Annotated in this window: 14 protein-coding genes; 4 read left to right on the top strand and 10 right to left on the bottom strand. The window is 38.1% G+C overall.

Going from position 1 to position 14,543, the window contains the following annotated elements; translation table 11 throughout:
• Positions 1-6: 6 nt before the first annotated feature.
• The gene (gene folE, locus LS69_RS07465; RefSeq protein WP_138123684.1) at positions 7-576 is read left to right on the top strand and encodes a GTP cyclohydrolase I FolE; all 570 of its coding nucleotides are present in this window, start codon (positions 7-9) and stop codon (positions 574-576) included.
• 47 nt (positions 577-623) lie between these two features.
• On the opposite strand, the gene LS69_RS07460 is transcribed toward folE, so the two are convergent.
• Entirely contained in the window at positions 624-1,688 is a 1,065-nt protein-coding gene (locus tag LS69_RS07460) for a tyrosine-type recombinase/integrase (RefSeq protein WP_138123682.1), read from the bottom strand.
• Positions 1,689-2,112: 424 nt separating this feature from the next.
• Here LS69_RS07460 and LS69_RS07455 point away from each other — a divergent pair, with 424 nt between their 5' ends.
• Together LS69_RS07455 and LS69_RS07450 are read left to right on the top strand one after the other, a co-directional pair.
• A complete protein-coding gene (locus tag LS69_RS07455) occupies positions 2,113-3,144 on the top strand; it encodes a hypothetical protein (protein WP_138123680.1) in 1,032 nt (343 codons plus the stop codon).
• Between the two features lie 40 nt (positions 3,145-3,184).
• A complete protein-coding gene (locus tag LS69_RS07450) occupies positions 3,185-4,393 on the top strand; it encodes a hypothetical protein (protein ID WP_138123678.1) in 1,209 nt (402 codons plus the stop codon).
• 49 nt (positions 4,394-4,442) lie between these two features.
• Here the strand turns inward: LS69_RS07450 and LS69_RS10905 are convergent, their stop codons facing one another.
• From LS69_RS10905 to LS69_RS07405, 9 genes are all read right to left on the bottom strand, one after another.
• On the bottom strand, positions 4,443-4,898 hold the full coding sequence (locus LS69_RS10905) for a hypothetical protein (RefSeq protein WP_238699256.1): 456 nt from the start codon (positions 4,896-4,898) through the stop codon (positions 4,443-4,445).
• Positions 4,895-5,845, bottom strand: a complete 951-nt coding sequence (rsmH, locus tag LS69_RS07440) for a 16S rRNA (cytosine(1402)-N(4))-methyltransferase RsmH (RefSeq protein WP_138123676.1) — start codon at positions 5,843-5,845, stop codon at positions 4,895-4,897. Before rsmH ends, LS69_RS10905 begins: the two co-directional genes overlap by 4 nt.
• Before the next feature lie 7 nt (positions 5,846-5,852).
• Positions 5,853-7,121, bottom strand: a complete 1,269-nt coding sequence (murA, locus tag LS69_RS07435; RefSeq protein ID WP_138123674.1) for a UDP-N-acetylglucosamine 1-carboxyvinyltransferase — start codon at positions 7,119-7,121, stop codon at positions 5,853-5,855.
• Between the two features lie 27 nt (positions 7,122-7,148).
• Complete coding sequence (locus tag LS69_RS07430) at positions 7,149-7,601, bottom strand: hypothetical protein (RefSeq protein ID WP_138123672.1); 453 nt, start codon at positions 7,599-7,601, stop codon at positions 7,149-7,151.
• 4 nt (positions 7,602-7,605) lie between these two features.
• Positions 7,606-8,427 carry a UTP--glucose-1-phosphate uridylyltransferase GalU gene (galU, locus tag LS69_RS07425; RefSeq protein WP_138123670.1) on the bottom strand — a complete coding sequence of 274 codons (822 nt, stop codon included), beginning with the start codon at positions 8,425-8,427 and terminating at the stop codon, positions 7,606-7,608.
• A 16-nt stretch (positions 8,428-8,443) separates the two neighbouring features.
• Complete coding sequence (locus tag LS69_RS07420) at positions 8,444-9,214, bottom strand: DUF815 domain-containing protein (protein WP_138123668.1); 771 nt, start codon at positions 9,212-9,214, stop codon at positions 8,444-8,446.
• On the bottom strand, positions 9,207-11,561 hold the full coding sequence (locus LS69_RS07415; protein ID WP_138123666.1) for an AAA family ATPase: 2,355 nt from the start codon (positions 11,559-11,561) through the stop codon (positions 9,207-9,209). Before LS69_RS07415 ends, LS69_RS07420 begins: the two co-directional genes overlap by 8 nt.
• 9 nt (positions 11,562-11,570) lie before the next feature.
• Positions 11,571-11,876: an ATP-dependent Clp protease adaptor ClpS gene (locus tag LS69_RS07410; RefSeq protein ID WP_138123664.1), complete on the bottom strand. Its 306-nt coding sequence runs from the start codon at positions 11,874-11,876 to the stop codon at positions 11,571-11,573.
• 78 nt (positions 11,877-11,954) lie between these two features.
• Positions 11,955-12,851: a DMT family transporter gene (locus LS69_RS07405; RefSeq protein ID WP_238699254.1), complete on the bottom strand. Its 897-nt coding sequence runs from the start codon at positions 12,849-12,851 to the stop codon at positions 11,955-11,957.
• Between the two features lie 115 nt (positions 12,852-12,966).
• Between LS69_RS07405 and der the strand changes: the two genes are divergently transcribed.
• Positions 12,967-14,391, top strand: coding sequence for a ribosome biogenesis GTPase Der (gene der / locus LS69_RS07400; RefSeq protein WP_138123661.1), 1,425 nt, complete (start codon positions 12,967-12,969; stop codon positions 14,389-14,391).
• Positions 14,392-14,543: the final 152 nt, after the last annotated feature.

Genomic DNA, 14,543 nt, shown 5'->3' with positions numbered 1-14,543 from the left:
AAACAAATGAAAGATAATCAAAAGATTCAACAAATTGAAGAGAATCTCCGAGAAATGTTTGATTTTATCGGAGAGGATAGGGGGCGAGAGGGTTTATTGGAAACTCCAAAACGCGTGATAAAAAGTTGGGAACATTTATATAGTGGATACAAAAGCGACCCCAAAGAGATTTTGGGCAGGGTTTTTGTTGAGGGTGCTTGTGATGAAATGGTGGTATTAAAGAATATTGAATTTTATTCTGTATGCGAACATCATTTGTTGCCTTTTTTTGGCAAGATTTCTATCGGCTATATTCCGGATTCTAAAGTCGTCGGAATCTCTAAACTTGCGCGTTTGGTGGAAGTATATTCAAGGCGTTTGCAGATTCAAGAAAAAATGACTGCACAGATTGCGGATACATTAATGGAAGTCTTACAACCTAAAGGGGTAATGGTTGTCGCGGAAGCAAAGCATATGTGTATGGTGATGCGAGGAGTGGAAAAGCAAAATAGCTTAATGCTGACAAGTGCGATTCGTGGGCTTTTTAAAAGTGATCATAGGACGAGAGAAGAGTTTATGGGGCACATTGCCAACTAGAAGATTTTTGTGGTGGCTTGTAGGGTTTTGAGCTTTACAATAGGGATCTAATTCATAATTTCTGTGGTATTTTTGAGCTTTTGCTTGTCAAAATGCGTATAAATGCGGGAAGTGTTAAGATTGGCATGTCCGAGTGCTTCTTGCACTAGCACCAAGTCTTGGCTTTTTTGATAGAGTAGGGTGGCGAAACTATGGCGCAACATATGCGCACCATTTTTTTCTTTGCGGATTCCATTGGTGAGCAATACTTGCTCTACGATTCTGCTAACATAGGCTTGTGTGAGTTTTTTGCCTTTATGATTGCAGAAAACTAATTCATCTTGCACTTCGGTTGGACGGAAGTTTATCCACGCAGAAAAGTCGCAACTAATATTTTTTGCCTTAATCATCACAACGCGCGGTTTATTGCCTTTGCCACGCACTTGAATTAGAAAAAACTCACCATCAAGCGTAATATCTTTTATTTTGAGATTCAATGCCTCACTCACGCGGATTCCGGTGTAGATAATGAGCTTTAGTAACAAGCGATTGCGTGCGCCTAAATCTTCATGCTTAAAAGGAAAAGAATTGATGCCATTTAAAAAACGATGCACTTCATTTTCGTTCATATAAGAGGGCAGTTTTTGCCCACTTTTGCCACGCAAACCACCCCAATTTTTGAGTTCAATGCGGAAATTATAAGAAGATCCTTCATCGTCTTCGTTTTGTTTATCAATAAATCCAAAAAAATTTAAAAGCGTCATACGATAATTTTTTTTGGTCGCATCAGAAAGTGCGCTTGTGTAAATCGTGAGAAATTCTTTAAGCATTTCCTCATCTACTTCTTTGAGGCTTGCAAGTCCTAAATAAGTGAGATGTTCATAAAGTTTGATGAGGGGTTGGACATAGGTATTAATGCCAATCAAACCAGCATTTCGGCATTGTTTGCAAATCTCTTGTAGTTCTTTAATCTCTGCGATTCCATATCTTAATTTATTCAACGCATTCACAATCTCCTTTTTATCTCTTACTTGATGATTTGAAAGGCTGTTGAGTTTACTATAAATAAAGCGTTCCATCCAAAACAATAAGTTATTAGGAAAGTCATCTTTAAAATCAAGTGGATAGCGCATATAAACCCTTAATAATTTTAGAATCTATAAAAATCAAATAAGGTTTTATTATATCAAAATTAAACTTTATAGCAAAAATGTTTTTATCTTTTGGAATTACCATAATGCTTTTTTACAATATCAGAAGACGCTTTTAAGCCTAAGTTATTTGTAATATTAATTGCCATCGTGCCAATCCTTGAAACTTAAAGTTAATTCAGCTTTCAAGTCCATAAACCAAACCCACAAATCCCTCTAAAATTTTAATTTTTGTATTGAAAACTGCAATTTTCAAACTTTTTTTAAATAGCAAGAAGTTCTCACAACACACTTGCAATATGCCCTCATTTCAAAAATTCAACAATTTACTTGAATTGCTATTAAGTTTTCATTAATTTTTACGATATTATTATATTCAAGTTTTTTGTAAAGGCAGGATTACAAGATGGCAATTTCATTCCAAAACAATCTTTTTAACAATTCATTCGCAAATGCGTTTGATAATCTCAAACCAAGAATCGCCAAAGGACGCGATAATGGAGAAAAAACAGAGAACGACAACGCAAAGACAGGCACTCAAGATGCAAATATAACAATCAGCAACCAATCAAAGCAAAGTATTTACAATATTAGCCCGATAGACAAAGCGCAAAACAGCATTGCAAGTGTAATGCTAAGAAACCTAGAAGATGCGATTCAAAATGGATACGATGAGATTGCAAATTCTATGCTAGAAAGCATTATGAAAAATGCCCAACTACCCGCTTCAAGCGCAAACGCTCCGGGCGGTTCTAAAGGCGGCGTTTATGTGGGTTCGTTATTTAATGCCACAAGTTTTGAATTTACCCAAAACATTTCTTATAGTTTAAGCTACAATAGTCAAAGCGGGGAATATTCCCAAACTCTGCAATACTCCTCTTCTTTTACGGCGACTTTTAACGCAGAATTTTCTGATAAGAATGGCAACAAAATGAAAACGCAAAGTCAGCTTGCATTGGGTAAAAACTTTGAACAGCAAATCACAAATGGGCAAGAATCACTCTCCTCTGCCCTCAAAAACTTTTTTGAAAGACAAACTTTCAATATAGATTTTGATGGCGATTTAAGTGAAATGGGAGAGAGTTTGCAAAAAGGATTAAATAATATGCTCTTCTTGTTTGAAACCAATGAAGATTCCGCATCTAATGCGGTGCAAAAATCAGATTCTCAAAGCGCGAAAGATTCTACAAATGTATCGGCTTTGCTTTCTAATCTCAAAAACATACTGACTTCTAACCTAGATATGTTTGTTGGGATTCCTAAAGAAAACCAAAATAATCCTGCGATTGCAGATTGGCTTAAAAACCAAAATGTGCTCACAATTAATGCCTCTTATGAACAATTCAACGCGCAATGGGCGGGCAAAAAACTAGACAATTCTAGTCTATTCTTTGGCTCATTGAACGCAACAAGTGCTTCTTTTAGGTTTGAAGCCTAATGCGCGTTTGTTTTATTGATTTTAATTTTTAGGAGCAAAAATGGCAATTTCATTTCAAAACAATCCTTTTTTGAATACCTTTAACAATCCCTTTGCAAACGAGGCTTTAAACAATCTAAAACCGCGCATTAAACAAAACAATGCGCAAACAGATGAAAATAAAGTCAAGTCAAATGCAACCAACCAAACCGCAGAAACCGCAAAGAATCCGATAGATTCACTAAGAGCAAATTTGACAAATAAAGTTCTAGGTGGGCTTTTAAATTTTGGATTGCAAAATGCAAAAAATAATGTGGTAAATTTGCAGAATCTTAGACAATTACCCGATGAAATGAAGCCAAAAGAGGAGCAAAACGCGCCAAAAGATAAATCTTTGGATTTTAAGAATCCACTAGAAATGTTGGATTCTGCAATCACTACTAAGAACGCAAAAAATGGAGATTTGGATATTTTAAGCAATCTAAGGTTTTTAAATGGCGAAAAAGTAGGTGAAACCCCTTTAAAAGGTTTAGAAAATGTGCAAATAGTCCCTGCAAGTAGCATTGAAGTGCAAGAAAGCATTACCTACACGATAAGCTATGATAGTGCAACAGGACAATATGCGCAAAGCCTCTCTTATACTTCTTCTTTGGTAGCGAATTTTGATTCTGAAATCACAGATAAAAATGGCAATACTTTTGTTTCTAAAACACAGCTTGTAATGGGCAAAAGCCTTGAAAGTCAAATAACCGGCAGTGCAGAAAGCGTCAATGACGCACTTAAAGGATTCTTGGAGGGACAAAAATTCGCATTAGAATACGACGGGGAGCTTGATGGAGAAAGCTTCAAAAATAGCGGCTTGGATAATATGTTACTTGTAATGGATAGCACAAATAATGCAATATCCAATGCTTTTCAAGAAATTTTGAGTCAGAAAAATGATTTTGGTAGAATCTATGGAAGAAGCGATGAGGAGGTGGCATTATTGTTTGAATCGTTACACAATGTCTTAAGCTCCTCTTTGGAAGTGTTTTTGGGAATTGGAAAAGAGGTTGGTAACCAACAAGATTCTAATACTTCTAGCAATCTTAAAGGCTTTAACTCTAGAGAGTTTAATATCAGCATTACCACGGCAAAATTGGGCTTACAAAATGCCGAGGAGCAAAATCCTTTGGAATGGAAAGCAAAAAAAATGGACATTGAGAGTTTGGAGATTTTCCATTGCTCTAGCGCGGGTTTTAGTGCAAATTCCTTTACCCTTAACGCTTAAAACTTTCTAAATTTACAAGAGAGTATCCCCCCCTACTCTCTTTGGAATCCTAAAAATTCAATTCGTATGTTAGATTTTTAAACTTAATATCTTCTAGTTGTTTTTTAATGTATTTATTTTCTTCATTTAAAGAATCTAATTGCGCTTGAAGCTGGATTAGATTGCGGCTGACATAGTAAATATTGTTGCAAATATAGACTTTTGGGATAAAAAGCAAAAGCGCGACAAACATACACGCTAAAACCAAGCACACGAATCTAAAAGAAATTTCTTTGGAATTAAAATCCATTTCCCAAACCTCTTCTTTTTCTTCAAGATTCAAGCTTTCAATCTGCGATTCTGCCCCCTCTAACAAGCCCTCTTTTGTCTTAAGTTTTAAGTCGTCTAGCAAAATAAGATTTTCATCGGATTCTTGCTCTTTGTCTTGCGCTTTTAACGCAGAATCGTTGGCTTTAAGATAATATTCTTCTAAAAAATCCAAATAATCTTCTCTAAGCTTTTTCATTTGTTTTCCCTATTAAATTCAAAGCAACGCAATTTCGCACTGCGTGAGCGAGGATTCGTGCGCACTTCGGATTCTGTGGCACATAGAGGTTTTTTATAAAGATTCTTTCCTTTTTGGTGATTGTTGCCACAAGTGCATAGCATTGTCCCATCGTCACAAATGCACTTTTTCTCCCATTCTTTAAATGCAAGTTTTACAAGCCTATCTTCTAGCGAATGAAAAGAAATAATAGAAAGCCTCGCCCCATCAGGTAGTGGATTTTCTCTAATTTCATAAAGCAGTCGCTCTAATTCGCCTAATTCATCATTAACCGCGATTCTTAAGGCTTGAAATGCAAGAGTTGCTGGGTGGATTTTGGGGTGTTTGAAATGTTTGGCAATCAAATCACTAAGCATTTTGGAACTTGTAAATTTTTGCACTTTGCGTGAATCCACAATCAATCGCGCGAGTTTTTTGTATTCTCTAATCTCCCCAAAATCCCGAAAAATTTGCTCTAATTGGCTAAGACTATAATGATTTACAATCTCTTTGGCGTCCAAGATTCGCTCCTGATTCATTCGCATATCTAGCTGTTCTGAATCAAAGCAAAATCCGCGTTCCCTGTCGTCAAATTGTAAAGAAGAAACGCCAATATCCGCCAAGATGCCAACAAGATTTTGACGCATTTCGTCCTGTCTTAAAAGCTGCCCAAGCACCTCACTATATCTGCCAAAACGCGATTCAAACCTCTCTCCAAAATCTTTTAGGCGCGAGAGTGAAAAATGGATTGCATTTTTATCTTGGTCAATTCCAATGATTTTAAGCTTTGGATATGCTTTCAAAAGTGCTTCACTATGTCCTCCAAAGCCTAATGTGCAATCCACAAGCACCCCGCCTCTTTGGGCTAAATCTGTATTGAAAGATTCTAAAACTTGTTCCAACAAAACAGGAATATGCGGAATCTTCATAGCCGCCCTATTCTTGGAAACGAGAGATTCGCGCACCGAGTTTTGTGAGCTTGGCTTCTAGATTCTCATATCCCCTATCTAAATGGTAGATTCTGTGAATATCCGTCTGTCCTTTTGCTACCAAACCCGCAATCACTAGCGCACTAGAAGCGCGTAAATCCGTCGCCATTACATCTGCACCAATCAATTCGCTGATTCCATAAATCGTCGCGGTATTGCCACGCAAACTAATATTTGCCCCCATGCGTTGTAACTCATTCACATGCATAAAACGATTTTCAAACAGCCTTTCTTCAATAATGCTACTGCCCTCACATTGCGTTGCAAGTGCCATAAACTGTGCTTGCATATCTGTAGGGAATCCGGGGTATTCTGTCGTGGAGAGTTCAAAGGCATTGCGTTTTGTTGCAGGATAAATCGTAATGGAATCGTGATTAAAGGTAAGTTTAAATCCAATCTCTTCAAGTTTGGAAATCACTGCCCCTAAATGGGTAGGATTGACTTTATGCAAGGTGATTTGAGAGTTTGTAATCGCTCCTGCGCACAAATAAGTCCCTGCTTCAATGCGGTCTGGAATCACGCAAATGGTCTCTGGAAACTTCAAGCCCTCCCTATCTGTCCCATAAATTTCTATGGTTTCACTTCCGATTCCATAAATCTCCACCCCACCCTGCTTTAATACTTCACAAAGCTGGACGACTTCGGGTTCTTTGGCGGCATTAATTAAGGTCGTCTTGCCTTTTGCCATTGCGGCTGCCATTAAAATATTTTCTGTCCCTGTAACCGTGATTTTATCAAAGTTAATGGTCGCTCCATTTAGCCCATTTTTAGCCATTGCGACGATGTATCCGCCCTCAATACGAATCTCTGCACCCATTTTTTCTAAAGCCTTGATATGCAAATCCACAGGACGCGCACCAATAGCACAACCTCCGGGCAAACTCACCTCACAATGTCCAAAGCGTCCTAAAAGCGGTCCCAAAACTAAAATAGACGCACGCATTTTGCGCACAATATCATAAGTCGCCTTTGTGCTATTAAGCTTAGAAATCTCTACGCTCGTAGTGTGCGCGTCTATTTCGCTCACTTCACAGCCAAGCATTGTGAGCAAATTTAAAAATGTCTTAATATCTACGACATTAGGCAGATTTTCTAAGGTTACTTTGTTTGTGGCAAGTAAAGTAGTCGCTATCAAAGGCAAGGCGGAATTTTTCGCTCCTGCGATATTAATAGCCCCTTGCAAACGCACCTGCCCTTTTAACGCTAAATAATCCATTGTGCTTTCCTTTTTGTTATTTGAATCCTATTTCTTTTTGCCTTTTTTCTCATCACGATTCTTTAATGCCGAACCAATCACGGTTTCTATTTCTTTTTTGTAGTTTGGATTGCTTTTGACGAGTTCTTCGCGATAATTTACGACGCGGTCAATATCCATTTTAGGACACCAAGAAAGCGCACCGATGAAATCTATACGCCCTTGATATTCTTTGCTTTCTTTGCTAATTTCTCCAAAGTGCATAAAATGCTTATTGAAAGCCTCTAAGGCTTCTTCTAATAATTCTTGTTCGGAGTTTTCATCTTTGAAAATTGAAATTAAATAATTAATGTTTTGAAACTTTCTCTCTCTTCCTTTTAAAGCAGCAAGGTAAGTTTGGATTCGCTCATAAATCACAAATCCTCCCGCAAGTAGGAAAAATGGCATCATTAAAATGCACAAAAATACGAAGATAAAAAGATAGAGATTGAAGCTATACATTGATTTACTTTTTCAGTTTATCATAAAATACATTGGTCGCTTGGACAAAACCATCTACGCTTCCACAATCATAGCGAACGCCCTTAAATTTATAGGCTAATACCATTCCTTTTTTGCATTGCTCCAAAAGCGCGTCTGTGATTTGAATTTCTCCATTTTTGCCCGGCTTTGTGCGATGAAGAATCTCAAAAATATCCGGGGTTAAAATATAGCGTCCGATAATTGCTAGATTGCTTGGAGCTTCCTCTTTGCTAGGCTTTTCAATCATATTATCTACTACAAAAACATCTTCATCTATTTTTCTTCCTGAAATCACACCATATTTGCTCACTTCTTCAAGTTCTACTTCTTCTACTGCGACAATAGAGCAACGATATTTAGCATAGATTCTGCACATTTGGCTTAATACACCCTCTCCGTCATTATCGCACAAATCATCACTCAAAATCACTGCGAATGGCTCATTTCCTACAAGGTTTTCTCCAACCAATATTGCGTGTCCCAATCCTTTCATTTCCATTTGTCGTGTATAAGAAAAAGTGCAAGCCTCCAAAACATGACGAATATCTTTAAGCATATTTTCCTTGCTTGTGCCTTTAAGTTGGTGTTCTAGCTCATAATTAATATCAAAATAATCCTCCAACGACCTTTTTCCGCGCCCTGTAACAATTGCCATATTGTAGATTCCTGCCTCCATTGCCTCTTCCACGCCATATTGGATTAAAGGCTTATTGATGATAGGCAACATTTCCTTTGGTGTTGTTTTTGTCGCCGGTAAGAATCGTGTGCCATAACCTGCGGCTGGAAATAAACATTTTTTAATCATTTTTCCTCCTTGTTCGTTATAAATATTTTAGCAAACCGCTTTGATAAAGCGCGTAAAATTGTGCCGCTGTGCGTGGATTGCGAGAGCCTTTTTGCGCTGCATATTGCATTGCGATTCTGCAAATTTCTTCCCACTGCTTTGCGTCTTTTTCTTTTATTTCTTTGAAATATCCCGCCAAAATTTCCAAATACTCTGCACTTCCTTGCGTGTAGAATCCAATACACAAAGGAAAGCGATCGCTTAATGCGATTTTGTCCTCATTTCCCTCGTAGCCAAAAATTTCATTTTCATCGTGAAATTCCGGTAACAAATGGCGTCTATTAGAGGTTGCATAGATTTTGATGTTTTGCGGTAATGCTTCCAATCCACCCTCCAAAATGCTTTTTAAGCCTTTGTAGGCGGTTTCGTTATTCTCAAAGCTCAAATCATCGCAAAAAATAATAAACTTATAATGCTTGTTGCGCAAAATATCCAAAATCTCTGGCAGAATCTCTAAATTTTCTTTTTCAACTTGCAAAACTCTTAAATTGTCTTTAGCATATTGAAGCAACAAAGCCTTAATCAACGAGCTTTTGCCGCAGCCTCTAGCACCCCACAAAAGCACATTAACACCTAAATTTTCATATAAAAACGCCTCCGTGTTTGCGCGTAAAAGTGCGATTTCTTTTTCTAATCCAAACAAGGATTCCAAACTCTGCGCCTCTATTTTTTCTATTCCGTGTATATAACCACTTTTGCGGTAAATCGCCGCGATTTGCGATTCTAAATTCCAAGCAAAATCAATCATCTTTTGCCTCTATATATTTGCCATTTTTGCCAACGCGTTTAGGCTTTGTTTGCGCCTTACTAGAAATTGTTTTACGGGATAATGCTTTGGCTTTTGGCGTATTGGATTCTGTGTTTTTTGTTTCAAGGTGATAGGTGAGTTTTTGGTTTTTGTATTCAAAGCAAACCTTGCCTCCTTTATTCAAATCCCCAAATAACATTAAATCGCTCATTGGATTTTTGATTTCTTTTTGAATCATAAGTGCAAGAGGACGCGCACCAAGCTCGTCGCTAAAGCCAATTTCAGCCAAATACTCTTTCGCGCTGTTTGTCAAGGCAACTTCCACACCTTTAGGCTGAATTTGGCGATTTAAATCCGCGATATTTTTTTCTACGATTCTTAGAATCTCTTTTTTTGTTAAGGCGTTAAAGGCAATAATTGCATCTAAGCGATTCCTAAATTCTGGAGAAAAGCTTTCTTTGATTGCGCTAGAAAAACGCCCTGTGGAATCTTTTTTGAATCCAAGCACAGGAGCTTCTTTAGAGCCCACATTAGAAGTGAGAATTAAAATAACAGAAGAGAAATCCACGCTTTGCCCATTATTATCTGTCAATTTGCCATAATCCATAACTTGCAAAAACAGATTCAAGACTTCCGGGTGGGCTTTTTCTACTTCATCTAGCAACAACAAAGTATGCGGATTTTTCTTAATCATTTCTGTTAGGATTCCGCCTTTTTCATAGCCGACATAACCCGCTGCTGCGCCAATCAGCTGCGAAGTAGAGAATTTCTCCATATATTCACTCATATCAATGCGTTCAAAATTAATTTCTAAAGATTTTGCGATTTCTTTAGCAAGTTCGGTTTTGCCCACACCACTTGGACCACTGAACAAAAAAGAACCAATCGGCTTGTTGGGCGCACTTAAACCCGCTTTGTTGCGTTTGAGCGCACTAACGACTTCACTAATCGCTTCATCTTGACCAAAGATTCTGCTTTTGAGGTGCTTCTCTAGGTTTTTTAGCAAACTTTTATCATCTTTCGTCGCTTCAATCTCCGGGATTCTAGCCATTTTGGCAACCATTTGTTTAATGCTTTGCAAACTTACTTTGCCACTTTTGCCATCTAGCTTGTAACTCGCACCCACTTCGTCCATAATATCAATGGCTTTATCTGGCAAGAATCGCTCGTGCAAATAACGCACAGAGAGTTCTACCATGAGTGCGATTCCCTCATCAGTATAGCGGACATTATGATGGTTTTCGTAGTATTTTTTCACGCCTTGTAGAATCAAGACGCTTTCCTCTTCGCTTGGTTCTTTAACTTCTACTTTGGCAAAACGACGCGAAAGTGCTTTGTCTTTGTCTAAAAACGAACGATATTCCGCATAAGTGCTTGCCCCAATGCAACGCAATTTCCCATTGCCAAGCATAGGTTTTAGCAAATTACTCGCGTCCATACTGCCGCTGTTAGTTGCCCCTGCTCCAATGAGCATATGAATCTCATCAATAAAAAGCACGACATTCCCACGCTCACATACTTCATCGCTTAGGAGTTTAATGCGCTTTTCAAAATCCCCGCGATATTTTGTCCCCGCCACAAGTGCGCCCATATTGAGCATATAAATTTCTGTGTGATTTAGAGGGCTTTCTTCTTGTGCGATTTTGAGTGCTAATCCTTCTGCGACTGCGGTTTTACCCACTCCGGGTTCTCCCACTAAAAGCGGATTATTTTTTTTCTTGCGGAGAAGAATTTCAAAACATCTTCTAATCTCTATTTCTCTGCCAATCACAGGGTCAATTCTGCCCTCTTTTGCTTCTTTGGTTAGATTGGTGCAGTATTTTTCAAGTGCCGATTCGGGTTTTTCTTCTTGTGGTTGGGAATTCATTGCATTTTTGTTTTCGGTTTTATCTGAAGCTAGGTTGAAATCTTGTTGATTTTCTGTAATGTATTCTAACACATTTAAACGCGTGATTCCTTGCGTTTTTAGAATCTGTGTGCAAAATGCTTTTTCTTCTTCTAGAATCGCCGCAAGCAAATCACTCACTTGCGCTTGTTTTCGTTGAGAACCACGCACATGGCTTATCATCATTTCAATCACGCGTGTAACTGCTAAAGTCTCTTGTGGCATTTCGCTATTGTTTTGATATTCTGGAAAAGCAGTCAAAAAATGCTCCAAATATCTCCTAATTTGCTGTTTTAAAATATCAATGTTTCCACCGCATTCTTGCAAGGTTTTAACAACTTTTGGATTCTCCAATAAGGCTTGGAAAATATGCTCTAAAGTCAGATATTCATGCCCTCTAGTTTTTGCTTCTTTTTGTGCGTTTTGTAGCACGATATTTAATTCTTTACTAATTTCAAACATCATTTTCTCTTATATTTTTTCTAAAATTGCGCGTAAAGGATATTGTTTTTCTTTTGCCATTTTGCGCACTTGCACTGCTTTAATTTCAGCAATATCATAAGGATAGATTCCACAGACCCCTTTGCCATTATGATGGATTTGAAGCATTAGATTAAGGGATTCTTCAAATCCTTTATGGAAAACGATTTGCAAGACTTCCATTACAAATTCCTGCGTCGTATAGTCATCATTGAGCAAAATCACCCTATAACGAATCGGCTCTTGTGTTTTTTCTAAAATCTCTGTTGCGTTTTCGTATTGTGCGTCTTTTGACACGAAGATTCCTTTAGTTTTTATATTGGATTAAAAACTCTAATTATAACGCGTTTTATTTGATTTTTGCTTTAGAAAACACTATTTTCTAGCGTGTTTGTGTTTTCTTGAAAATGCAGCGAGGATTCCTCCACAGGCAATTAAAATCATTCCTATCACAACAAAGCCGTGTGGCACTTGATCGCCTAAAACAATCCCAGCAAGTGTGGCTAAAAAAATCGTGATATAAGAAATCGCGCCAATGAGCGGTGGATTGCCTAAGCTATAAGCTTTGGTAAGGTAGATTTGTGCATAGATTGAAACCACTCCAAGCCCGATAATCAAGCCCCATTCCTGCAAATTTGGCATTACAAAAGGCTCAAACAAAGCAATCGGATAGCTTTCATAAGAAACACATTGTGCGAAAAGTGGCAAAATTGAACCACTTAGCATTAAAGAGCCAATAATCACGCGTGGGTCGTAGTTTTTGGCAAGTTCAGCAACGGAAAGATAAGCAAGTGCCGCTCCGATTCCACTATAAATTCCAATCAAGAATCCAAAAAAGCTTAAATCAATACTTTGGGGGTTTGAAATCAATAAGATCCCGCCAAAGCCCATAAAAATCGCTATCCAAATCTTCAAGGAGACGCGCTCATGGATAAAAATCATACTCAAAAGTGCTATAAAAATCGGCGAAGTATAAGAAAACGCATAAGCAGTTCCTAAAGGCATAACAGACATATTATAAAAATATGCCATCATCGCGCTGCCTCCTGCAAATCCACGAAAAAACAAAATAAAAGGTTTGCCACCTTGTGGAGTTTTTGGGGGATTCAAACCTAGCGCAACAAGAAGCCAAATCAAGCCAAAAAGATTCCGCGCAAACGCTACTTCAATCACCGGCAAATTTGGCGTTAAGGTTTTGACAAACATTCCCATACCTGTAAAAAGCAATGCCGCAAGGAGCATTGCAATGATTGCTTGTTTGTTAGATTGCATACGATTCCATAAATTTTTTATAAAATCATAGAATCTTATGCTTAAAATTAAGCTAAAGATTTGACTTTATGCCCCCTCTTAAAGTAAAATCAAACTTTAAATTTAAAGGTTTTTTATGGATAAGATTTATGGAAGCATTGCGATTGTTGGCAGACCTAATGCAGGGAAAAGCTCGTTGTTTAATAGGTTTTGCAAACAAAGAATCGCTATCACTTCAGAGATTGCAGGGACAACGCGTGATGTCAAAAAAGCCACGATACTCTTACAAGATTTGCCTTTTTTGTTGCTAGATACCGGGGGATTAGACGACAAAGATTCGTTGTTTCAAAATGTCTCCAAACACTCTATGAATGCGGGAGAAAGCGCGGATTTGATTCTTTATCTCGTTGATGGCAAAACACCGCCGAATCCTAAAGATAAAGAAGTTTTTTATACCCTAGAGCGCAAGAATCCAAATATTTTTTTAGTCGTCAATAAAATTGACAATGATAAAGAAAAGCAAAACGCGTGGGAATTTATGGAGTTTGGCGCAAAGCAAATCTTTTTTGTCTCCGTCTCGCACAATCGCGGAATCCTAGAATTAGAAAATGCTATTTTATCCGCCCTTAAAAACGAAGGTTTAGAGCAACTTTTCGCAGCTAATACAGAGGGGGATTTAGAAGAGGAGTTGGAAGATTTAGAAGAGTTTGAAGATGATTCCTTGCTAGATTCCAAAGAATCCACCAACAATGAACCCCAAGAGCAAATCAATATCGGAATTATCGGGCGTGTCAATGTCGGCAAAAGTTCCCTTTTAAATGCCTTGCTAAAATCCGAACGCTCCGTTGTTTCTGAAATAGCAGGAACGACGATAGATCCTGTCGATGAGATGGGGGAGATTGGCGGGATTAGAGTTAATTTCGTAGATACCGCCGGAATCCGCAAACGAGGCAAGATTGAAGGATTAGAAAAGTTCGCGTTGCAAAGGACGCGCGGAGTTTTGGAACGCACCGATATTGCACTTTTGGTGCTTGATGCTTCCGCACCTTTTGTGGAGCTAGATGAGAAAATCGCGGGTTTGGTAGATGAATACAAATTAGGCGTGATTGTGGTTTGGAACAAATGGGATATTGCGCACAAGGATTTTAAGGCGATTTTGGAAGATTTTAAGTTGCGTTTTAAGTTTTTGGAATACGCGCCAATTCTCACAATTTCGGCTAAAAATGGTCGCCATATCCAAAAGCTAGAGAGTGAGATTCTCAAGGTTTATCGTAATTTCACTTTTAGGATTCCAACCTCTAAGCTAAATGCGCTCATCAAAGAAGCGACTTCACGCCACCCAATTCCAAGCGATCATGGGAAAATTGTCAAAGTCTATTATGCGACACAATTTGAAAGTAAGCCCCCGCAAATTGCGCTGATTATGAATCGTCCCAATAGTTTGCATTTCAGCTATAAGCGGTATTTAGTAAATTTTTTGCGTGAGCATTTTGATTTTAGCGGGGTGCGGATTTTGTTTATCGTGCGCGGCAAAAATGACTTTGAAGCAACGGAATCTTAAAACTTCAAAGATTCTATTGTAAATCAAAGCTTATCAGCATTAAAGAAAATAATACAATGAAATTTTTAGAGTGAGATTCTACATTACAGGATTGCTTCGTCCTTTCAGTCCTTGCAATGACGAAAAGTGAGATTCCATACTATGGATTCTTA

The organism is Helicobacter sp. MIT 05-5294, from assembly GCF_000765675.1.
Lineage (GTDB): Bacteria > Campylobacterota > Campylobacteria > Campylobacterales > Helicobacteraceae > Helicobacter_D.
This window is presented reverse-complemented; position numbering and strand designations above follow the sequence as displayed.